Origin of the sequence: Chroococcidiopsis sp. SAG 2025 (assembly GCF_032860985.1) — a bacterium.
In the GTDB taxonomy this organism is placed as follows: Bacteria; Cyanobacteriota; Cyanobacteriia; order Cyanobacteriales; family Chroococcidiopsidaceae; genus Chroococcidiopsis.
In genome coordinates this window covers 5,380,833-5,403,098 of the sequence record NZ_JAOCNC010000001.1, presented here as the reverse complement: position 1 = coordinate 5,403,098, position 22,266 = coordinate 5,380,833, and the positions used below count along the sequence as shown (strand labels likewise).

22 protein-coding genes and 1 pseudogene are annotated in these 22,266 nt (G+C 43.3%); 10 read left to right on the top strand and 13 right to left on the bottom strand.

The genetic code is table 11. The annotated features are described in order from the left end of the window. Nucleotides 1–9: 9 nt before the first annotated feature. The gene (locus tag N4J56_RS26600; RefSeq protein ID WP_410500375.1) at nucleotides 10–1,131 is read right to left on the bottom strand and encodes a metal ABC transporter substrate-binding protein; all 1,122 of its coding nucleotides are present in this window, start codon (nucleotides 1,129–1,131) and stop codon (nucleotides 10–12) included. A 160-nt stretch (nucleotides 1,132–1,291) separates the two neighbouring features. Between N4J56_RS26600 and N4J56_RS26595 the strand changes: the two genes are divergently transcribed. Further along, complete coding sequence (locus N4J56_RS26595; RefSeq protein ID WP_410500599.1) at nucleotides 1,292–2,047, top strand: metal ABC transporter ATP-binding protein; 756 nt, start codon at nucleotides 1,292–1,294, stop codon at nucleotides 2,045–2,047. Then, entirely contained in the window at nucleotides 2,047–2,910 is an 864-nt protein-coding gene (locus N4J56_RS26590) for a metal ABC transporter permease (protein ID WP_317109177.1), read from the top strand. Before N4J56_RS26595 ends, N4J56_RS26590 begins: the two co-directional genes overlap by 1 nt. Before the next feature lie 32 nt (nucleotides 2,911–2,942). Here the strand turns inward: N4J56_RS26590 and N4J56_RS26585 are convergent, their stop codons facing one another. Further along, nucleotides 2,943–3,542 carry a hypothetical protein gene (locus N4J56_RS26585; protein WP_317109176.1) on the bottom strand — a complete coding sequence of 200 codons (600 nt, stop codon included), beginning with the start codon at nucleotides 3,540–3,542 and terminating at the stop codon, nucleotides 2,943–2,945. Nucleotides 3,543–3,706: 164 nt separating this feature from the next. Between N4J56_RS26585 and N4J56_RS26580 the strand changes: the two genes are divergently transcribed. Continuing rightward, a complete protein-coding gene (locus tag N4J56_RS26580) occupies nucleotides 3,707–4,108 on the top strand; it encodes a fasciclin domain-containing protein (RefSeq protein ID WP_015156623.1) in 402 nt (133 codons plus the stop codon). Between the two features lie 38 nt (nucleotides 4,109–4,146). Here the strand turns inward: N4J56_RS26580 and N4J56_RS26575 are convergent, their stop codons facing one another. The 7 genes from N4J56_RS26575 to N4J56_RS26545 all read right to left on the bottom strand — a co-directional run bounded on the left by N4J56_RS26575 (nucleotide 4,147) and on the right by N4J56_RS26545 (nucleotide 11,712). Further along, nucleotides 4,147–5,184 (bottom strand): low specificity L-threonine aldolase, encoded by a 1,038-nt coding sequence (locus N4J56_RS26575; RefSeq protein WP_317109175.1) that lies wholly within the window; start codon nucleotides 5,182–5,184, stop codon nucleotides 4,147–4,149. A gap of 3 nt (nucleotides 5,185–5,187) precedes the next feature. After that, nucleotides 5,188–6,642 carry an ATP-dependent DNA helicase RecQ gene (locus N4J56_RS26570; RefSeq protein ID WP_317109174.1) on the bottom strand — a complete coding sequence of 485 codons (1,455 nt, stop codon included), beginning with the start codon at nucleotides 6,640–6,642 and terminating at the stop codon, nucleotides 5,188–5,190. A 154-nt stretch (nucleotides 6,643–6,796) separates the two neighbouring features. Beyond that, nucleotides 6,797–7,867, bottom strand: coding sequence for a 3-deoxy-7-phosphoheptulonate synthase (locus tag N4J56_RS26565; protein ID WP_317109173.1), 1,071 nt, complete (start codon nucleotides 7,865–7,867; stop codon nucleotides 6,797–6,799). A gap of 220 nt (nucleotides 7,868–8,087) precedes the next feature. Then, a complete protein-coding gene (locus tag N4J56_RS26560; protein WP_317109172.1) occupies nucleotides 8,088–8,366 on the bottom strand; it encodes an acylphosphatase in 279 nt (92 codons plus the stop codon). Between the two features lie 209 nt (nucleotides 8,367–8,575). After that, nucleotides 8,576–8,839 carry a hypothetical protein gene (locus N4J56_RS26555; RefSeq protein WP_317109171.1) on the bottom strand — a complete coding sequence of 88 codons (264 nt, stop codon included), beginning with the start codon at nucleotides 8,837–8,839 and terminating at the stop codon, nucleotides 8,576–8,578. Between the two features lie 309 nt (nucleotides 8,840–9,148). Further along, nucleotides 9,149–9,496: a polyribonucleotide nucleotidyltransferase gene (locus N4J56_RS26550; RefSeq protein WP_317109170.1), complete on the bottom strand. Its 348-nt coding sequence runs from the start codon at nucleotides 9,494–9,496 to the stop codon at nucleotides 9,149–9,151. Nucleotides 9,497–9,672: 176 nt separating this feature from the next. Then, nucleotides 9,673–11,712 carry an aconitate hydratase gene (locus N4J56_RS26545; protein WP_317109169.1) on the bottom strand — a complete coding sequence of 680 codons (2,040 nt, stop codon included), beginning with the start codon at nucleotides 11,710–11,712 and terminating at the stop codon, nucleotides 9,673–9,675. Nucleotides 11,713–12,174: 462 nt separating this feature from the next. Here N4J56_RS26545 and codB point away from each other — a divergent pair, with 462 nt between their 5' ends. From codB to N4J56_RS26520, 5 genes and pseudogenes are all read left to right on the top strand, one after another. Beyond that, nucleotides 12,175–13,467 carry a cytosine permease gene (gene codB, locus N4J56_RS26540; RefSeq protein ID WP_317109168.1) on the top strand — a complete coding sequence of 431 codons (1,293 nt, stop codon included), beginning with the start codon at nucleotides 12,175–12,177 and terminating at the stop codon, nucleotides 13,465–13,467. A 453-nt stretch (nucleotides 13,468–13,920) separates the two neighbouring features. Beyond that, nucleotides 13,921–16,131, top strand: coding sequence for a polysaccharide biosynthesis tyrosine autokinase (locus N4J56_RS26535; protein WP_317109167.1), 2,211 nt, complete (start codon nucleotides 13,921–13,923; stop codon nucleotides 16,129–16,131). Between the two features lie 8 nt (nucleotides 16,132–16,139). Further along, entirely contained in the window at nucleotides 16,140–17,090 is a 951-nt protein-coding gene (locus tag N4J56_RS26530; protein ID WP_317109166.1) for a flippase, read from the top strand. A 35-nt stretch (nucleotides 17,091–17,125) separates the two neighbouring features. After that, entirely contained in the window at nucleotides 17,126–18,367 is a 1,242-nt protein-coding gene (locus N4J56_RS26525; protein WP_317104652.1) for an IS701 family transposase, read from the top strand. 209 nt (nucleotides 18,368–18,576) lie between these two features. Further along, a pseudogene (locus N4J56_RS26520) lies at nucleotides 18,577–19,268 on the top strand (IS1 family transposase). 13 nt (nucleotides 19,269–19,281) lie between these two features. Here the strand turns inward: N4J56_RS26520 and N4J56_RS26515 are convergent. Next, nucleotides 19,282–19,617: a helix-turn-helix domain-containing protein gene (locus tag N4J56_RS26515; protein ID WP_317109165.1), complete on the bottom strand. Its 336-nt coding sequence runs from the start codon at nucleotides 19,615–19,617 to the stop codon at nucleotides 19,282–19,284. Nucleotides 19,618–19,668: 51 nt separating this feature from the next. Between N4J56_RS26515 and N4J56_RS26510 the strand changes: the two genes are divergently transcribed. Both N4J56_RS26510 and N4J56_RS26505 read left to right on the top strand, forming a co-directional pair. Continuing rightward, nucleotides 19,669–19,911 (top strand): sugar transferase, encoded by a 243-nt coding sequence (locus tag N4J56_RS26510; protein ID WP_317109164.1) that lies wholly within the window; start codon nucleotides 19,669–19,671, stop codon nucleotides 19,909–19,911. A 233-nt stretch (nucleotides 19,912–20,144) separates the two neighbouring features. Further along, nucleotides 20,145–20,498, top strand: a complete 354-nt coding sequence (locus N4J56_RS26505) for a DUF6464 family protein (protein ID WP_015156599.1) — start codon at nucleotides 20,145–20,147, stop codon at nucleotides 20,496–20,498. 17 nt (nucleotides 20,499–20,515) lie between these two features. On the opposite strand, the gene fmt is transcribed toward N4J56_RS26505, so the two are convergent. From fmt to N4J56_RS26490, 3 genes are all read right to left on the bottom strand, one after another. Continuing rightward, on the bottom strand, nucleotides 20,516–21,508 hold the full coding sequence (fmt, locus tag N4J56_RS26500; RefSeq protein ID WP_317109163.1) for a methionyl-tRNA formyltransferase: 993 nt from the start codon (nucleotides 21,506–21,508) through the stop codon (nucleotides 20,516–20,518). Nucleotides 21,509–21,570: 62 nt separating this feature from the next. After that, nucleotides 21,571–22,095, bottom strand: coding sequence for a DUF937 domain-containing protein (locus N4J56_RS26495; protein WP_317109162.1), 525 nt, complete (start codon nucleotides 22,093–22,095; stop codon nucleotides 21,571–21,573). After that, complete coding sequence (locus N4J56_RS26490; RefSeq protein ID WP_317109161.1) at nucleotides 22,096–22,260, bottom strand: hypothetical protein; 165 nt, start codon at nucleotides 22,258–22,260, stop codon at nucleotides 22,096–22,098. It lies immediately after the preceding gene. Nucleotides 22,261–22,266 lie beyond the last annotated feature (6 nt).

Here is a 22,266-nt window from a genome sequence, read left to right as displayed (position 1 = left end):
ACTTTTGACTTACTTAACCCCTTCAAATGGCTGATATTTTCCTCCCAGTGCTTCTACAATCGTTTGCGTATTTGCTACCATCATTTTGATATACGAATCTCCATTACTACCAGCAGCGCCGATCGAGTCAGAGTAGAGTTGGCGCGGCGCTAATTTGACTCCCGCCTCCTGAGCAACAGTAGTAATTAAAGCAGGGTTAATTGTGGTCTCGGCAAAAATGGCAGGAACTCCAGCTTTTTTCACAGCTTCGACTAATTTTTGGATAGTTTGGGCGCTGGGTTGTTCTTCCGTACTGATCCCAATTAGAGTCCCGGCGATCGCAATTCCATAGGCGCGACCGAAGTATTGAAATGCATCGTGCGTTGTAACTAATTTTCGTCGTTCTGCGGGAATGGTTTGAATTTGCTGAGTCATCCAAGTATCTAATTCCTGCAACTGGGCAATCAGTTGTGTGGCATTTTGAGTAAATGTCTCTTTATCTTCCGGTGACAATTCAATCAAAGCGTCGCGAATTCGGTTCACCATTTGAATCGAATTTTCTACATCGCCCCAAACATGAGGATCGGGGACGATTTCTCCTTTGCCTTTGTCTAGCTGTAAAGGTTTCACAACTTCCCCCACAGCTAATTTACGCCCTTTCAATCCTGCTGCATTCATCAGCTTAATTAGTCCTGGCTCCAAATTGTAGCCGTTATACAAAATCAAGTCCGCATCTTCCAATGCCTGACTATCGGCTGGGACTGGTTCGTAAACGTGGGGATCGTCCCCTGGCTTCAAAATTCCCCGCAGTTGAATTTCTTCTCCTGCTACCCGTTCTGTCAAGTCGTTAATGATGGTGCTAGTCGCCACCACTTGCGGCTTTTCTGTCCCCGGAGAGGTGCGGCTTGCATCTGGTTGAGTACAACTAGATAAAAGTGCAAGAGGCAACAAACAAAGGAGAAATCGTAAGTCATAAGTCGTAAGTCGTAAGTAGTTTTTCTCCCTTGTCTCCCTTCGCCCCCTAGTCCTCACTCCCTTCGGTCGTGGGGTCCCCGAGTTCCCCCTTGTCTCCCTTGTTCCTCTCAGACCTCTTCTCTCCCTACTCCCTGCTCCCTGCTCCCTGCTCCCTTTAACATCATTCCCGCTTATCATCAACATTATTTCCTTTTATAGATATTTTCATATTCTTTTCATTTTTACAGTATGCTCAAAGTAGACAAAAAAAGTTAGTGTTATGAAAACTTTTAATTTGAAACTCCAGCCCAGAATAAATACTCATGGGTTTGTACCAACTGCTGCGAACGTACAGAAAATGGATATAAATATCGCCAGCGCCGCAAATATTAATATCAGCCATTTAGGGGTGCAGTACCGCACGCAGGAAGCACTACGCGATGTTAACTGTACGGTGCGACCTGGAAGGCTGACCGGAGTTTTTGGTCCCAATGGTGCGGGTAAAAGTACTTTAATCAAAGCAATGTTGGGACTGGTTCCTCTGTCTAGCGGTAACGTACTTTACCAGGGCAAGCCTTTGGTGCAGCAGTTGGAAAAAGTTGCATACGTTCCCCAGCGATCGCAGATTGACTGGACTTATCCTGCTACGGTGTGGGATGTCGTGATGATGGGCAGAGTCAAGAAAACGGGTTTATTTCAGCGTTTCTCTACTGTCAGTCGCAAAGTCGCCCAGTCTGCATTAGAACGGGTGGGAATGGACGCATATAAAAATCGCCCCATCGGACAGCTATCGGGAGGACAGCAGCAACGGGTATTTTTAGCACGGGCTTTGACTCAAGAAGCAGAAATTTTTTGCTTTGACGAACCATTGGTAGGAATCGACCAAAAAACCCAAACTGTTATTTTTGATGTTTTCCACGAACTAGCCCAAGCTGGAAAAATCGTATTAGTTGTGAATCACGACTTGGGAGAATCGATTCAGCACTTTGACGATTTGATTCTGCTCAATCGCGAGATAATTGCTACAGGCGATCGCGTTTCAGTGTTAACTGAAGATAATCTTTATCGTGCCTACAGTGGTAAGGTAATGTATTTTAGTGGAGCTGCTGCTTAATGCTTGAGGCACTGATTGAGTCGTTGCAGTATGGGTTCATGCAGCGATCGCTTGTCGTCGCGATTCTTGTCGGTTTGTTATGCGCTGTCGTCGGCAGTTACTTGATGGTACAACGGCTAGCATTGCTAGGAGATGCGATTAGTCACTCTGTACTACCAGGACTCGCGATCGCCTTTTTAGTTGGGGCAAATATTTTTGTTGGTGCATTTATTGCTGGGGTAATTAGTACGCTGCTAATCGCTTGGATACGCACGCGATCGCCGATCAAAGAAGATGCAGCGATGGGTATCGTTTTTTCAGCTTTTTTTGCACTAGGAATTACCTTAATTACAACAATTCAGAAGCAGAATAAAATCGATCTGAATCACTTTTTATTTGGCAACATTCTCGGCGTAACTTTTGATGATGTCCGCGACACGGCAATTATTGCCACTGTAGTATTAATTGTTGTTTTCCTCTTATACAAAGAACTCCTATTTTACACTTTCGATCCGCTAGGCGCTCAAGCTGCTGGCTTACCAGTGAATCAGCTGAATTTTGGCTTAATGTTGTTGATTGCTTTAACAATTGTTGCCAGCATGAAAGCAGTAGGCGTGATTTTAGTATTATCCCTCCTTATTACACCTGGGGCAACAGCTTATTTACTAGTCACTCGCTTGCATCAAGTGATGATTTTAGGTGCGGCGATTGGGATTGTTTCTAGTATTAGCGGCATGTATCTCAGTTACTTTTTTAACTTACCATCCGGTCCCGCGATCGTCCTAGTTGTTTCGGGATTATTTGCCTTAGCTTTTTTATTCAGTCCTAACTACGGCGTTTTCATGCGCTGGCGACAAGTGAAAGATAAACAACTGAGTCATTAGCGATCGCAACTACGTGACTAGTTTCTATCACCTTATTTTGTTGAAGTCAGCTGAAGTGCTTGCTGACAGAAAGGTATCAGAAATTCGACAAGATCGCTTAATTGACTAAATTGAGTTTGCGTTGATAAAAACGTTTCCGTCACGCGCATTGGTGGTAGGTTTGTGCCATCGGCGCAATATATAGTTGGCTGTGCATCTAAACGCATCATGCAGTAAAATGTTTTCTCGCTGTCGCTCCAGACAGAGATTGGTAGTAAATCGAGCGGACACCTACCTAACTTCAAATGACGATGTCCTGCAAGTGCATAATCTAAAGGTAAGAATTTGGCAACTACGGGGCGATCGTTATATTTCAGATGTATTTCATTCTCTCGACCAGATAACTCACCGTGCCATTTACCTTTGAGTCTCAGCAATCTCTCTACCAAATTTAAGTTACCTGGTTTACCAGATAGACCATTGTGCCATTGATACAAATCGTAAGCATCTTGAGGCAAAACCCATGAAAATGAGGTAGTTAGCTGCTGGATTTTTGCACGAGTCAATCCTGATTGTAGGCGATCGCTCACTGTAGATGCTGTTTGACTCAATACTTCATCTAAACTGGTGAGTGCTGCGGCTAGTTGGCTCATGGCTGTCCTTTACTATTAGATATTGACTAACTCATTTAAGACGAGAAAGGAAATTCTTTTGTGACACAGCTTGTAATGGGGTACAGATGTGTGTCCCTACCTATGATATGTTCGTAATTGGTAATTGCTATACGAGCATTTTTTTATACTCTCAGGTAAGATACATGGCTGACATTGTCGATATTGCTGTTGGTGCGGGTTCTTTCAATACTTTAGTAGCGGCAGTACAGGCAGCAGGGTTAGTAGACACCCTCAAAAGTCCTGGTCCCTTTACGGTGTTTGCACCTAACGACGAAGCATTTGCACAACTACCACCTGGAACTATTCAAACCTTACTACAAAACATTCCTCAATTAGCAAGAATTTTAACTTTCCATGTTGTTTCTGGTAAGTTGATGCAAGCTGACTTAGCAAAAGTCGATTCTGTCATTTCGGTAGAAGGTTCGCCAATTCCAATTAATTGTACGGATGGCTTTGAAGTCAAAAATGCCACAGTATTAGCACCAGATATTGAAGCTGATAATGGCGTGATTCACGTAATTAACCGCGTGATTTTAATGGGATAATTTATATTTGTAGAGACGTTACATGTAACGTCTCTACATCAGGCGATCGATGTTTTAATATCTACAATCAACTCATCGATTCTTTCTTTTGTCGTTCCCCAGGAACACATAAATCTTACACCACCAGCACCAATAAAAGTGTAGAACTGCCAGTTTTTAGCACGTAATTGATTAATGGTATGTTCTGATAGCTGTACGAACACACCATTGACTTGCCTGGGAAATAGAATTTCTACACCTTCAATATTTAAAAGTTGATTTTCTAAATATGCCGCACACTCATTAGCATGACGTGCATTCTTTAACCAAGCGCCTGTCTCTAACAAACCCAGCCAAGGTGCAGAAATAAATCGCATTTTCGATGCTAATTGTCCTGCTTGCTTGCAGCGATAGGCAAAATCTTCTGCTAAGTCCTTATTAAAGAAGATAATTGCCTCACCCATTGCTGTACCGTTCTTTGTTCCACAAAAACACAAGACATCAACGCCACTTTTCCAGGTAATTTCGGCTGGAGTTTTATTCATTGCGACGACAGAATTAGCAAAGCGTGCGCCATCCATATGAATTTTTAAGTCGTATTTCTGAGCAACTTCTTTAATGGCTAAAAGTTCGTCAATAGAATATAAAGTTCCTAATTCTGTAGCTTGTGTCAAGCTGACAACTTTAGGTTTGGGAAAGTGGATATCCGCACGTTTACTCACAATTGCTTCTACTGACGCTGGATTTAGCTTCCCCATTTCGCCTCTAGCTAGGAGTAATTTGGAACCATTGGAAGCAAATTCTGGCGCACCGCATTCATCAGTTTCAATATGTGCGACTTCGTGACAAATAACACTGTGATAAGATTGGCAGAGTGCAGCTAGAGAGAGTGAATTAGCGGCTGTACCGTTAAAAACAAAAAATACTTCGCAGTCAGTTTCAAAAATTTGCCGAAAATAATCGGAAGCTTTTTGCGTCCATTCATCGTTACCATATGCAGGCGAACTCCCTGCATTAGCTTTGAGCATATATTCTAAAGCTTCTGGACAAATTCCAGAGTAGTTATCGCTGGCAAATTGTTCTGGATTGTTTACCATAATCTATTTACATAATTCATGTTTTTTACATCGATCGCAATGTCCGCAACCTGAAAATGGTAATTCTTGACTAAAACCAAAACATTTTAACAAATACTGCCAACGACACTGTTTCGTTGTGAGATACTGAGTCATCTGCTGTACTGCAAGAAATTGTTTAGGTGGTTGTAGTTTAATCGGTTGACGGATCGTGTAATGAAATGGATCTTGCCAGTCTAACAAATTTGCACTGTGGAGGAGAGATAACGCAATCGCACCATCAGAAAATTTGCGTGCTACAGCCTCTACTTCTCCCTTCACTGGAAGTTTTTTGGCTAATTGTTGTGCTGATAAATATAGCGATCGCATTTTATTTTCAAAAAACTGCTGACGCTGTTTATCTTCTGAATCTAACCATCCCGTAGGTTCGCTAATTAGCATTAAAGCAATACTAGGTTTTCCATCTCTACCAGCACGTCCAACTTCCTGCACGTATTCTGATAATAATAAGGGAGAGTGGAAATGTACCACCCATCTCACGTTAGGTTTATTGATTCCCATTCCGAACGCGCTGGTACAGACGACAAATTGTATTTCGCCACTCAACCAGCTAGCTTCAATTCTACGGCGTTCTTCTGGACTCAAGCCTGCATGATAAGCCGCAGTCACATATGCTCGTTGCGTCATCCATTCTGCTAAACTTTCGCTATCGCGGCGGGTACGCACGTAGACTAATCCCGCTTCTCCTTGTTGTGACTGAATAAATTTCTCTAATTGTTGTTTCCGTCCTTTAGGTGTCCAAACTATTTTTACCTGAAGATGCAGATTGGAACGGTAGGGATTTTGACGAAAAATTGTTGGTTGTTGTAGTTGTAAGACTTGCTGAATTGTCTGCTGAGTTGTCGGATCGGCAGTTGCAGTAAAAGCGGCGATCGCAATTTTTGCTCCAACTGGTTTAGACTGAAGTAAAGTCGCTCTCACTGTACCCAAACGGCGATAAGCTGGACGAAATGTATCTCCCCATTGAGATAAGCAATGAGCCTCGTCTAAGATTAAAGTATTAATGTGTAATTGTGGTTGAGATAGCCTTTCCCAAATAGGTTTACTGAGTAAGGTTTCTGGCGATAAATAGAGTAATTTTAACTGTTGCCGTTCTAATTGTTGTAGAGTTTTAAATTGACTATCTTTTGGTAGTTCGCTGTGTAATAAAGCAGCAGGAAGATGGCGATCGCGCAATTCTTTAACTTGATTTTCCATCAACGCTACTAGGGGTGAAACGACTATAGTTAAACCTGTTTGCAGTAGCGCCGGAAGTTGAAAACAAATTGACTTACCCCCACCCGTGGGCATAATTATCAAAGCATCTTGCCCTGATAATATACTACGAATAATTTCCCCTTGGGGTGGACGAAAATCTGAATATCCCCAGATTTGCTGTAACGTGGTGCGAATAGGCTGTCCAGATTCAGAGTCATTCATTGAGATCGAGCAATTTTTTGACTCTGAATATAACTGTTAGTTTGTGGGAAAGCGATCGGTAATTTCACTGTAGAGACGTTACATGTAACGTCTCTACATTTATTAGGAGGTTGGGGGGATCTAGCCCCCCTTTTTAAGAGGGGTTGGGGGGATCTCAACCACCTACTGCGATCGCCTCCTTACTTAATTTCTCATGAGCTGCCAAAATAATTTCCTCAGTTTGCTCCCAACCAATACACTGATCTGTCACTGAAATACCATATTTCAATTTTGACAAATCGCAAGGAATAGACTGATGACCTTCATGCAAATGAGATTCTAACATCATCCCTAGAATTGATGTATTTCCTTCTACAATTTGCGCGATCGCATCGTTAAAGGCTACAGTTTGTAATTTGTAATTTTTGTTTGAGTTACCGTGGCTACAATCGATGACGATTCGTGGAGGTAAACCTGCCTCTTTTAACTTCTCTTCTACTTTCTTAACATGGGCAGTATCGTAATTAGGCTTGCCACCACCACCGCGTAAAATAATATGACCGTAAGCGTTTCCTTTAGTTTTAAAAACGCTCACTCGTCCTCTTTGATCGATACCCAGAAAATTGTGAGGTGTACTAGCTGCATGGAGGGCATTGAGAGCTACCTGAATCCCACCATCAGTCCCATTCTTAAATCCTACTGGCATCGATAGCCCACTAGCAATTTCTCGGTGAGTTTGTGATTCAGTTGTTCTCGCACCGATCGCCGCCCAAGACATGAGTTCGCTGATATACTGCGGTACGATTGGATCGAGTGCTTCTGTTGCCGCAGGGATGCCAATTTCCGCCAGCTTTAATGATAAGCTCCGGGCTAAATGCAGCCCTTTTTCAATATGGAAAGAATCATCCATATCGGGGTCGTTAATCAATCCTTTCCATCCTACTGTCGTGCGGGGTTTCTCAAAATACACGCGCATAATCAGTAGTAATTTATCTTGAACTTTGTCTGCTAAATTTTTCAATTTTCCCGCATACTCTTCTGCTGCTGCAACATCGTGAATAGAACAGGGACCAACTACAATAAACTTTCTATTATCTATACCATCTAATATATTTTCTAATTCTTTCCGAAAGCGGAGGACAGTTTTTTCTGCTTTTTCCGTTAAAGGTAACTTTGTTTTTAGTTCTTTCGGAGTTATTAAGATATGTGAATTATCAATACGGATATCGGCAATACGATCGTGCATAGTAAAGATTACCTATTTTGAAGAACGACTACAGATAAAACCAATATTCAGTATAGTATTTTCTAAATAGAGGCAGATGAAACAATTTGACAGAAAAATTCCCCTAAGCGTTCTAGATGGTCTAAAAAAGACTACACCAGGCGCGATCGCGATTTCCACATCGCTGCCATTGTCTGTCATAAACCTAAACAGTAGCGCACGGCTGCCTCTACTTGTTAACTCAACGTCGGATCTCAAACTTGCGTAATCCTTCTGGTGTCTCGTACTCAACCGCCACGTCTTTAACAACAGCAGGCGGGTTTCCCTGACGACACCACGAGATCGCCTCTGCTACCAATTCTCTCGTTCCTTCAAATACGGCTTCTACTCTCCCATCTGGTAGATTGCGCACCCAGCCATGCAACCCCATCTCAACAGCCATCTGAGCCGTTGACATTCGGTAGCCCACTCCTTGGACTCTACCAGAAACGAATACATGGGCGCGAAGTCGATCTTGCATTAGAAAGTCAAAAGTGAAAAGTCAAAAGTCAAAAAGCTGAGACACAGTATATCTGATGCTGGTTAATTGCATGGTGCAAAATTAGATATGCAATAGTTTAGAGCGACAAAAATGGCGTTAACAGAGAAGCTAACGCCAAACGAAGCCTTACTTGGTTCATTCTAAGCAAAAATGGTGCTGCAATCTAGCTCAAACTCAAGACGACGGTTTTAGTCATCATCATCGTCATCATCATCATCATCGTCATCGCGTTTACGGCTTCTATATCTGCGATCGTCATCGTCATCATCATCGTCGTCTCTATATCTGCGATCGTCATCGTCATCGCGGTTTCTATACCTGCGATCGTCATCGTCGTCATCATCGCGCCTTCTAGATCTGCGATCGTCGTCTCTGTATTTGCGATCGTCATTATCATCTCGGCGGTCTTGCGGAAAGCCAGGAATATTTTTGAGAAAATCGCCTATCTCCATAAAAACTCCTTGGGAGATCGATTAAGAGTATTCTCTAACAACTTGTCATGATTAAATCAAAAGAATTTTTAATAACAAAGCGATAGTTGTATTTAGACTTTTCGATCGCAAAAGACGTACAAACAGGGCTGCGTACCGCTCGAAACTAAACTTTATAGCTTTATTAAGCTAACAAAATAGCGCTAGTTGAGTTACTAACGCTAATCCAGATTTCGTGAGTCAATTTAGCACTTACTTACAATTGCAAGTTCACAAATTTGCTATTTCCCGTTTTGTGAATTACTGGCAAGTTTGCCATCAAAATTCACATTATTCATCATCGTCATCATCGCGATCGCGGGATCGATATTCCCGATCGTCATCATCGTCATCCCGACTGCGACTTCTATACTCTCGATCTTCATCGTCATCATCGTGATCGCGCCTTCTATACTTGCGATCGTTGTCGTCTTCATCCTCTTCGTCGTACCGATCTCTATATTCTCGTTCTTCTTCTACCCGCGAACGATATCTGTACTCGCGATCGTCGTCCTCACCTTCATCGCGATGGCGATATCTGCGATCGTCGTCGTCATTGCGATCTCGATAATCTCGATCGTCATCTCGTCTGCGATCGCCTACACCAGGAATGTTTTTAAAAAAATCGCCTATACCCATAATCTTTCTCCTAACAGTTGGGCAAGATTTTTTTACTGAATTAATCCGTAGTCTGTCACAGAAGTTTTGATTGCTATCTCCTCCAAGAGTTATAAATAGCGATCGGTAAATAGAATGAGATCTAACGGGGAGAAGGATTAACTTACAACTACCAATTACCAACTACCAATTACCAATTACCCCAAGACATCCTGTTTATCAGCCAAAGATTCTTGCTTGGCAGAAATGCTAGGATCTTCGCTTAAATCTTGTCGATCGCTCAGTTTTTCCCTAAATTCGTTGATTACACCTCCATGTAAAAGGATATTAATTTGACGCGGGCTGATGCTATGAGTCATTTCATAAACAAGGTTTTTTGTCTTATTTTTAGCCACAATTGGTTGTCCAGAAGTTAAGGCATCGTGCAATCCTACAATTTCGATTTCATCATCGCGATCGATCGTGTCGTAATCATCAGAATTGACAAATTCTAGCGGCATAATGCCGAAATTAACTAAATTTTGCCACCCAATTCGAGCGTAAGACTTAGCTAACACCGCTACTTGTCCTAAATATTTGGGTGCGATCGCGGCGTGTTCTCGGCTCGAACCTTGGGCGTAGTTGTCGCCTGCAACGATGACATGACCGCTATATTCTTTCTGAGCAACTTTAGCTCGTTCTGCAAAAGTTTCATCTACCATATAGTAGACAAACTGACTAATTCCAGGAATATTACTACGAAATGGTAGGACTCGCGCCCCTGCTGGCATAATTTCATCAGTAGAAATATTGTTACCAACTTTAAGTAAAACGGGAGCAGTAACCCGATTTGGTAATTCTGGAAAATCTGGCAAGGATTTAATATTTGGTCCTTTTTCTAACTGAATTTTACTCCCATCTGTAGGAGGTGGTACAAGCATTTCTGTATTAATAATCTCTTTTTCTGGTGCGACAAATTGAGGATAATTCATGCCATAGATTTGTTCTAAATCTCGCGGATCTGTAATTACCCCCGTTAAAGCTGCCGCTGCTGCTGTTTCAGGACTGCACAAATATACCTGGTCGTCAGCAGTTCCAGATCGCCCAGGAAAATTGCGGGGAAACGTGCGTAAAGAAATTTGATTCGAGGCGGGGGCTTGTCCCATACCAATGCACCCGAGACAACCCGCTTGATGAAACCGCGCCCCAGCGTGGATTAGATCTAAGAAAGCCGTTCCCATAGCAGCTAAATTCTCGATTCCCTGGCGCGAGGTAGGGTTAATATCAAAGGAAATGCGATCGCTTGCTGCTTTACCTTTGACAATTTGACTCACAATCCAAAAATCTCGTATGCCTGGATTTGCGGAAGAACCAATTACCACTTGCTGTACCGATCTGCCTTGCACTTCTCGCACGGGGACGACATTACCAGGACTGCTGGGACAGGCAATCAGGGGGACTAATTCAGATAAATTAATTTCGTCATGAAGATCGTATTCTGCGCCAGCATCGGCGATCAGTTCTACCCAATCTTCACCCCGTCCTTGGGAAGCTAAAAACCGTTTCACCTCGGCATCGGATGGAAATACCGTCGTTGTCGCCCCCATTTCCGTACCCATGTTGGCAATAACGTGCCGATCCATCGCACTCAAGTTTTCCAGCCCCGTTCCGTAGTACTCGATGATTGTATTGCGACAGCCGTGGACATCGTAGCGCCGTAGCATCTCTAGCACGACATCTTTGGCGCTTACCCAGTCGGGCAACTTTCCTATAAGTTTCACGCCCAAAACTTTCGGCATTTTGAGATACATCGGTTCCCCTGCCATCGCCATAGCTACATCAATTCCACCTGCCCCAAAAGCTAGCATTCCCAAAGAACCAGCAGCGGGGGTGTGGCTGTCAGAACCGATCAGAGTTTTCCCAGGAATACCGAATCGTTCCATGTGGACGGGATGACTGACACCGTTTCCAGGGCGACTGTACCAAATCCCAAATCGCTGACAGGCAGAACGCAGAAATAAATGGTCGTCGGCATTTTTGTAATCTGTCTGTAATAAATTGTGGTCTACATATTGGGCAGAAAGTTCTGTTTTGACGCGATCGATTCCCAAAGCTTCCAACTCCAGCATCACCATCGTACCCGTAGCATCTTGGGTCAGAGACTGATCGATTTTCAGACCAATCTCCTGCCCTGGAATCATTTTTCCCTCAACTAAATGAGACTGGATCAGCTTTTGAGTGACGTTCATTGGCATCATGGCTCCTATGAAAAAGTCAAAATTTAAGTAGGGGCGGCTTTCTTTCTCAATTTCAGATTAATTATCAGTAATTTATGATTTAAACCTGCCCGTACAAAAGTCAAAAATTAGAAATTTGTATCAGGTGCAACTTTTAGTCAATGAATGGAAAAAATTAAATATAAACTTTGTTTCTTCTTTGCCTGCTATTTTCTGTCGATTCATACTACTTAGCAGCTACAGTTATTAATATATGCAAAAGTATATTCAGGCGATCGCGCATCATCTCAAGGTAAGATTTTCTGTTATTTCCGCTCTTTTCGGTCGGCTATATGTTGTAGTTTCGAGCTGAATTTATGCAGTCATATCGCTATAGTTCGATAGGCTGGGAAGGCAAAATTCAGCGCAGCTCGTGTTAACTATGATACATTTACTCGATCGCGATCGCCCTGAGAATAATTTCAACCTTTTATTCGCCTGAGTATGAGTAGCACGTCAGAAGAACAGCAATTCGTAGCGCGATCGCCAGTGAGTGAAGATTATCCCTTGAGTGCTGTCCCTGCATCAGCACGTAAATCAATTTGGTCTTTAGCTCCCTTGCTGATGGGTTTTACCTTATACTCGGGAACGTTATTTGCTGGGGGTAGGGTAGGTCCATCATTTCGGTTTTTTCCCGATCTCGTCTCGCTGATTGTCATCGGTAATTTAATTTTAGGCATTTATGCGAGTTTACTCGCTTATATTTCTGCCAGAACGGGACTAAGTACGGTCTTGATGTCGCGGTTCAGCTTTGGCAATGTGGGTTCTCGTTGGGTTGATTTTCTGCTTGGTTTTACCCAAATTGGCTGGTATGCTTGGGGATCGGCACTGATGGCGGAGTTGGCAAATAAGCTTTTAGGCGTTCCGGCTGGCTGGAATTGGCTGATTATTCTGTTTTTTACTTATTTCTTCTGTTCTACAGCATATATTGGCTATCGGGCAATGGATTGGCTGAGTCGAATTGCCGTCCCAGCAATGTTAATTTTAATGATTTGGAGTTTGGCGATCGCCGCGACAAAGGTAGGAGGGTTTGCAGGGTTGCAGGCGATCGCCCCTAAAGAACCGATGCCAATCGGTGAAGCCATTACAATTATTGTCGGGACGTTTATTTCAGGCGGAACTCAAGCCACAAACTGGAGTCGATTTGCTAATTCGGGACGTACAGCATGGATAAGTACCCTTACTGCCTTTTTCTTTGCCAATGGCTTACTTATATTTAGCGGTGCATTCTGCGCTCTAGTTTACGGTAACGAAGACATTGTACAAGTCATGGCACAGCAAGGATTGCTATTTTGGGGTTTGGTGCTGTTGTTCTTGAATATGTGGACGACTCAAGACAACACCATCTATGCATTCTCTGTTGCAGGCGCACATATGTTCCGTACCAACAAGCGGACGGCTTTCGTATTAGGTGGTGCTACAGTTGCTTTAGTGTTAGCCTGGGGTGGAATTTATAATTTACTCGTACCCTATCTCATTTTACTAGGAACGTTTATTCCTCCCATTGGTGGGGTCATAATGGCAGATTACTGGTTGCATCATAAAGGACAGTTCCCTGCATTAACAGAAAAACAGCCTGCATTTAATTGGGCAGGGATTATTGCTTATGTTTTAGCAAGTGCAGTTGCTTACTTCTCTCCAGGTATCAAGCCTATTAATGGCATTATTGCAGCTGCGATCGCCTATTTTATTTTGAGTAAATTTCTAATTCCTAAAAATAGCAGAGTGAATGAATGAGTCTGAAAATTTAGCGGCTAGCTTTCGATTCTTCGCCATTTTTTCTATTCAAATTTGGAATTGCTAATTGTTCTCCACTACAAGGGCAATTTTTGATAACGTTTCTCTTTGCGATCGCCAATATTTCTGTAGGGACGTACGGCTGTGCGCCCCTACTCGCGGATCTCATTCAATTGAAAATGGCTATGATATATAATCCTTGATTTCCTTCGTCTATACGTAAATCCACGGAAAAAGTTTTAAAAGTAAATTAGCCTGAAATAAAGTTATCGGTGAAAACTCGCTTGGATATCTTGTATTACTCAAGTTAGCTTTTATTTGAAATTTAGTTTACTGAACTGTAGTATCTCAAAAACCTTAATAACTTTGTAAAGATTCGCGCTGTACTGAGAACTTAGAACTTGGTATTTCAGGAATCTTTACCCGAACTATTCTCTCTATTATGTTTAAGTTATGCAAGAGCGACTTATTGAAACCTCAGAAAATCTAGAGTTGGATTTTTCAAAATTATGGATCATCTTAAAACGCCGTTGGCTACCTGGTACGGGCGTGTTTACTGCCATTCTGGGTTTAGCAATTATAGCTGTATGCTTGCAGAAACCCGTTTATGAAGCAACTGGAAAACTGATCGTTAAGAAAAACGACCAAACGGCTGCTCCCACAGGTTTGGGGCAGGGAATCGGAGACTTAGAAGGTTTAAATCTTCAAAGTAATCCTGTCAATACAGAAATTGAGGTAGTACGTTCTATTCCCCTCTTACAAAAAACTATAGTAGCGCTAAATCTCAAAGACGATCGCAAAAATGAACCACTTAAGCCTGAAGATTTTATCAACAAACTAAAGTTGAAAAATATTGGTGGAACTGACGTAATGCAAGTAACTTACAAAAGCGTCAGTCCTGATGAAGCTGCTGCTGTCGTCAATAAATTAATGAACGTTTATCTAGAAAATAATATTCAAACTAACCGAGTTACGGCAACAGCAGCCGGAGATTTTATTGCCAAGCAAATTCCCGATGTTGAAGCCCGCGTACGGCGAGCTGAAAGCGCCCTGCGCCGCTTTAAAGAACAGAATCACCTAATTGCTTTAGAAGCAGAAGCACAAGGTGCAGTCACGGTCATTCAAACTTTAGAAGGACAAATCGCTCAGGTTCGAGCAGAATTAGCAGATGCTAATACTAAGCTGGCAAAACTGCGGCAACAAGTCGGTATGGATGCAGATAATAGCTTGAACCTCAACGCGCTCAATCAGTCTCGTGGCGTGCAAAGAGTTTTAACAGAATATCAAAAAACCGAAGCCGAACTAGCACAACTGCGGATGCGCTATGCCGAAACCTATCCAGGGATCTCTAATCTTAAGCAAAAGAGAACAGCTCTCAAAGGCTTACTAAGCCAAAGAATCGCGCAGGCTGTGGGAAAGGCGAGATCCGTAGCTGACGGTAAGTTACAAATCGGTGAAAGTAAACAAAAACTGACTGAAGCGTATATTCAATTAGAAGTAGAGCGTTTGGGTTTAGCAAGTCGTTTAGCTTCTTTATCGGGTGAATATAAGCTCTACAAACAAAGAGCTGACATTCTGCCCAAATTAGAACAGCAACAACGGGAACTCGAAAGACAACTTAAAGCCGCTCAATCAACATATGAAATTCTGCTGCAAAAGCTGCAAGAGGTGAAGGTAGCAGAGAATCAAAATATGGGTAACGCTCGGATTATTGAATCTGCGTTAGCTCCCGAAAAAGCTTTGTTGCTTAAACCAGTGATGATCTTGGCAGCAGGGATATTGTTGAGCGTAGCGTTGTCAAGCGGCACGGTTGCAGTCTTAGAAGTTAAGGATACATCGGTTAAAACTCTGAAGGAAGCAAGAGAGTTATTTGGCTATACCTTTTTAGGAGCTATTCCTTCTCTGACAAAGAAAGCTGCTGCCGACGGTAAAAATGCGGAATTAGCTGCGATCGCCCTCCCAGTCAGAGATACTCCGCGTGCGCCGATTGCGGAAGCTTTTCGGATGCTTCAGGCTAATTTAAAATTTTCCAGTTCGGATAAATTGAAAGTGATTTTAGTTACGAGTTCTGTCCCTGGAGAAGGTAAATCTACGGTTTCTGCTAATTTAGGAGCGGCGATCGCTCAATTAGGAAACAGAGTCTTAATTGTTGATGCAGACATGCGCCGTCCCAGGCAACACCACATTTGGGAAAAGGCTAATACTGAGGGTTTGAGCGATGCGATCGTTAATCAGGTAGATTACCAGTCTGCAATCAAGGAGGTTCTGCCTAAGTTGCATATTCTCACCGCTGGCGTAACTCCTCCTAATCCAGTAGCACTGCTCGATTCCGTGCAAATGACATCCTTAATCGATAATTTTGCGAAATCGTTTGATTTTGTAATTATTGATGCTCCTCCTGTCTTAGTCGCTGCGGATGCTCTGATGTTGGGTAAGATGACAGATGGTTTATTGATGGTAGCAAGACCTGGTGTTGTGAGTTCTAATACTGCTGCTAATGCTAGAGATTTATTGCAGTCTTCGGGTCAAAAGGTTTTGGGTTTGGTTGTCAACGGCGTGATTTTGGAAAACGAATCTGATAGTTATTACTATTACGTCAAGGATTACTACATGGAGGAAGATTCTACTAGTCGCCAGCGTTCTACAGCTAAGCGCAAGACATAGCAGGGGCAATGTTCAAACCAATTGAAACTATTAGCCAGAGATTAAATCCTCAGCTACGCAAAGTTGCGGTAAATACTGGTTGGCTATTTGCTGACCGTCTCCGCCGTATGGGTGTAGGGCTGCTTGTGGGTGTGTGGGTGGCTCGTTATTTAGGAACGCAGCAATTTGGTTTATTAAACTATGCCACTGCGTTTGTAGCTTTGCTAACTCCATTTGCAACTTTAGGTCTAGATAACATAGTAGTTCGTGAAATTGTACGGAACTCTTCACATAAGGATGAAATTCTTGGTACTACTTTCTTTCTCAAATTTCTGGGCGGATTTGTATTAGTTGGATTAGCACTTATTAGCATTTCCCTACTGCGTTCAGGAGATCGGCTAACTTACTGGGTAGTCAGTGTGTTGTCAGCCGGGGTTATTTTTCAAGCTTTTGACACAATTGATTTGCAGTTTCAGGTGCAGGTTCAATCAAAATATACGGTTATTGCTAAGAATCTAGCGTTTATCATTATCACCTTTGTCAAAGTAATTTTGATTCAAATTAATGCATCTCTAATAGCTTTTGCTTGGGTAGTTTTGCTAGAAAGCGGGTTAGGTGCAATTGCGTTAGCGATCAACTATCGAATGCAAGGATATAGCTTTTGGGCTTGGCGTTGGAGCCTTACCCGTGCGATCGCCTTACTAAAAGAAAGTTGGGCGCTGATGCTTTCGGGGTTATCGATAATGATTTATATGCGTATCGATCAGATTATGTTGGGACAAACGAGTGGCGATCGCGCTGTCGGACTTTACTCAGCAGCGACTCGGATCTCCGAACTTTGGTACTTCATTCCCACAGCAATTTGCTCTTCTGGCTTTCCTACAATTATTGAGGCAAAGGGAATAAGTGAGAGTTTGTACTATCAGCGCATAAAACAGCTATTGCGGCTGATGGTATTTTTGTATTACAGTTGTAGATAAGCTAAACTAGATTTGTAAGGAAATACAGTTTAGCAATGCTTGATACATCCAACGTGTTTTTAACAGGTGTTGCATTAGAAGCGCTCTCCCAATGGAGCAGTAGATTGAAAGCGTTTCAGCAAAAACTGGGAAAGCACTTCGCTCGTTCTGAAGCACGTCTTGCAGCGTATGACTATATCCAGGCACTACTAAGCCCAGTTGAGCGGAAGAATGGATGGCAAATGGCAGAACAGGTAGGGTATAGCAATCCCTATCGCTTCCAACATTTACTAGGACGGGCGCAGTGGAACGCGGACGCAGTGTGTGCAGAAATTAGAAAGTATGCAGTGGAGCATTTGAAGAGTGAAACAGATATTTTGGCAATTGATGAAACAGGTTTTCTGAAGCAAGGAGAGCAGTCAGTAGGCGTACAGGTGCAGTATTATGGCACAACTGGACATTTGGAGAATTGCCAGGTAGGTGTGTTCATGTCCTACATTAGCGACAAAGGACATACGTTGATCGATCGCCGTTTGTATCTACCGCGCACATGGAGTGAAGATCAAAGCAAACGTAAGAAGGGAGCAGTTCCAAAATCAATCACATTTGCGACTAAACCTCAACTAGCACAACAGATGTTGGAATCAGCTTTTAAAGACGGAATACGTCCCGCCTGGTTTGTTGCTGATGAGGTTTATGGCAACGATGGTTCATTGTGGTGGTGGCTGGAAAAGACTGCTAAACAACCGTATATACTCACGGTCAGCAAGAAGCAGCCTGTAGTTATTGGCTGGCAACGTTATCAAGCCCAAGAACTGTTACCTCAGCCGGACAGCCAGCTGTGGCAACGTCTTAGCTGTGGAGCTGGCAGTAAGGGAGAAAGATACTATGACTGGGCGAAAGTGCCAGTTAATTGTGACAGATCAGATGGTTTTCAACGTTGGTTATTGTTCCGCCGCTCTCTAGAACACCCTGAAGATCCTCGCGTCAGCTACTATCAAGTATTTGCTAAGAGCGATACTACCCTAGAAACGATGGTTCAAATCGCCGGGCAAAGGTGGCGGATTGAGGAGTGCTTTAAATTTGCTAAAGACCAGCTAGGTTTAGGAGAGTACGAAGTTCGTTCCTGGCATGGTTGGCATCGACACATCACCCTCGTCCTGGCTGCTCAAATATTTCTCACCGTCTTACGACACTCTTGTGAGCCTGCTATTCACTCCTCTACCCCCCCTTTACCTCTAGTAACAACTGGCAGTCTAACTGCGTTCAAAGCGGCACGAGGTTTATTGTCCGACTAAGTATCTGGGAGATGAAGCGGTGGGTATCTCGATTCTTGTTTCCCACATTCTGGTGTCTTGAACACGTTTTGCGTTGGTCTTATTGGCGCAGATCTCATCAAGCTACTGCTCGTTACTACCATTACCAAAAGCGAATTCATTCTTCTATTTATCTACAACTGTAATATTGAGGCATTGCATAATAGAGGTATGAATTGAGGTAAGTTGCGATGCAATGTCCAGAGTGCCAATCAACTCATATTCGGAAGAATGGCATCAAGCGAGGTAAACAGAACCACATTTGTGTTGATTGTGGGCGACAATTCATTGAACACTATGAAACATGCAGAGGTTACAGCGATGAAGTCAAACGGGAATGCTTGAAAATGTATGTGAATGGCATCGGTTTTCGAGGAATTGAACGAGTTAAAGGTGTTCATCATACGACAATCATTCACTGGCTCAAGCAAGTAGGTAACAATCTGCCTGATGCTGATGCCCCAGAAACAGTCCCCCAAGTCGGTGAACTAGATGAACTAGAAACCTTCGTCGGTGCAAAAAAAACAAAATCTGGCTGTGGACAGCAGTAGATCACTTCACTTCAGGGATTTTAGGTTGGGCGTTGGGCGACCATAGTGCTGAAACCTTTGCCCCGCTATGGGCGATCGTTGCCCAATGGCGGTGCTACTTTTATGTTACGGATGGTTGGAGTGTTTATCCAGGTTTTATTCCAGACGGCGATCAAATTGTCAGTAAGACTTATATGACCAGAGTTGAGTCCGAAAATACAAGACTGAGGCACTATCTGGCTCGGCTGCATCGAAAGACACTGTGCTACTCCAAATCAGAAGAAATGCTGAAATATTCAATTCGATTGTTACTGCACTATCTCAAATTCTGGAATGTTCCAGTTCCTCAATAGTTCATATCTCTATTCAGCAACGCCGACTATTATAGGTTCTGGCTTCTTGCTCTAGGCATTGTTCTAGGTAGGCCATGTCTGCTTCTTGCCATTTGGCTTTAGCTCCTCGTCCACTAGCATCCCATAATCCACCTAACCCTTGCTGCTGCCAACGGCGGATGGTTTCGCGCACTGTCTGCTCTTGGCACTCAAAAATTTCGGCAATCGCTGGCACTACCCATCCTTGAGCATTGAGTCGAAGCATTTGTGCTCGATCTCGGGTACGTTGAGCAACGGTTTTGGCAACCCGAAGTTCACTCAACGTCCGGTCTTCTGACTCTGTCAAAACGATACGTAAAGGAGCAGGCATGAGTGGTCAAAATCAGCAAGTTTTTGGCTTTTCTCTATCTTACGTTTAATTATGCCCTACTACTTACCAAACTCAGATGTAGAGAAATTTGCCGATCGCCATTTTATCCGCTACCAAGTTTTACCTGGTATGACTGGTTTATGGCAAGTTAGTCGGTCTAATAGTGATGATTATGAAATCGATAAGGTTGTCAGTCTAGATATCAAGTATATGGAAAACTGGTCGCTGTGGTTGGATATCCAAATCCTACTCAAAACGATCGCGGTAGTACTGGGTCGCAAAGGTGCGTACTAACGTAAGTCAAAAGTTAAAAGGCAAAAGTCAAAATGTCTGGGATTGATAGTGGCAAGCGGTTCGATCGCGCCAATCGTGCAAGTTAAATGCTTGGTAGCTTAGTATTGCGATTGAGGCTTTAAGCATGATATTTCTAGTTTACCAATCCTAAAACATCGTCTCAAACTACTCAGACAAAGGTAATTGTGCGATACCATCCAAAAAGTAGTCGGCATTACACCTGAATGTGAGTTATGGAACCAGATTTACTAACCGAGGTTATTCTGACGCATCCGCGTCAGTCCCTCGGCAAAGTTATGCTCGATTGGACTCCCCAACCAGGGAACTATTTAGATCTAGAAGGAAAAACCTACGCTGTTTTAGAACGTCGCCACCGCTATCAATTGAAAGCGGGGCGTTATCGTTTAAATAAGATTGCACTTTACGTACAGTCAGCGGCACGACCAGCAGAGAAAAGTTTTGTTGAGGGACGCTGGGTAATTGGCGATGCTAGCTGTCGCTTCAACGCCCATTCTGAGTTGATCCGTTGTGCGGTAAACCCAGAGGGACCCTGCGATCGCTGTCGCTATTATGAAACCCATATGTAGAAAAGCAAAATATTGCACTAAAAGAATACCTCTCCCACGGTGAGGCGGTTGCCATTGACAAAATCCCAGCCTGACTGAGGGCGTTTTCCTGCTGGCTGGACTTCCCGTAACAATAATAAACCCGCACCAGTTTGAATGACGGCTCCTATGCCCTTAACAATCTGGACGATCTCCCCAGGACTGCGATCGCTTGACAAATTAGAAAAGTTATGAAGTAGATGCTGCAAATCTGGTGAGAGCTGCGACGTATAGGCAGCATTGAGAGGTACAGTAGCGAGTATTTTCAGAATGCGATCGCGAAAGGTAGCCGTGCAATTGGGATAGAAACCTCTAATTTGATTGTGCAGCGCGATCGCAGTTTTTGACCAATCGAGGGCATAATTCTCTTTTTTTATCAAAGGTGCGTAGGTTGCTTCGTCATTATCTTGGGGAATGGGTTCGATCTCCTGACTTGCTAATTGCATCAGCGTTTCTATTAATAAATCTGCCCCCAACGTTGATAGTCTGGCGGCTAACTCGTAGGCATTATCTAGGATATGAATCGGCGTATATGCTTTCAGAAGCATTGCCCCCGTATCCATCCCCGCATCCATCAACATCGTCGTAATTCCGGTTTCCGTCTCGCCGTTATACAAACACCACTGTATGGGCGCAGCACCGCGATACTTGGGTAAAATCGAGCCATGCACGTTAATGCAACCCAAGCGTGGCAGATCGAGAATCTGCTGAGAAAGAATTTGTCCGTAGGCAGCAACCACAAAAAAATCTGACCCAGACTGTTCTAGTAAATTCAGAGTTTCAGCATCCTTTTTCACCCTTGAAGGTTGCCACACGGGTATTTGCCGTGCTGTCGCAACACTTTTTACTGGTGATGGGATTAATTCATTGCCTCGCCCTCTACGTTTATCTGGTTGAGTGACAACCGCCACAACGTCAAATTCTGGATGACTGAGTAGCTTTTCTAGAGTCGGAACGGCAAATTCAGGAGTACCGAAGAAAACGACTTTCATCAGGGAGAAAAGAGTAAAAGTAAATTATGTCGTAGTTTGCACGACATAATTTACAATTTATTTCATCGGCTTAAGTAGCGGCTTGCCATTTGCATTGCATCAGCCACATCTACATCCCCATCGCGATCGGCATCTAGAAAAGCGTTGAGGACGGGATTAGCGCCGCCTTGGGGGTTTTGAGTTTGAGTCCCAGATTGTAGCAAATTCAGCACTAGCGGCACGAGTATGGGTAACATCTGCTGGATCGAACCTAAATTCAGTCCTGTCATCTGGGCAATTTGCTGGATCAGTTGTTGCTGTTGGTTAGAAGAAAACAGAGTATTCACAGCTTGAGGGCTGGGTTCCGTGCCGCTATACTGATTGACGATCGCCCGTGCTTGTGCTTCGCCATTAACAGCACGTTGTTGTTGTAAAGACGAGCGCACCTGACCGCCCACTAATGACAATACTGATTGTAGGGTAGAAGGGTCTGCACCAGTATTGTTGCTGAGCTGTTGGATCGTGTTGACAATAGCACCAATTTGACCTGCGCTACCAGCTTGGTTAGAGTTACCGACTGCACTGACGATTTGATCGAAGAGTCCCATTTACTCTAATCTCCATTTGACATCTCCATAATGTCTAATACCACGAATTGGTAGTTGGTAATTGGTCATCGGTAATTGGTCATTGGTCATCTGTATTTCTACCACGACTCCCGACTCCCGACTTCCGACTCCCCGATCGCTGACAACTGAATAACTGTCAACCAACAACTA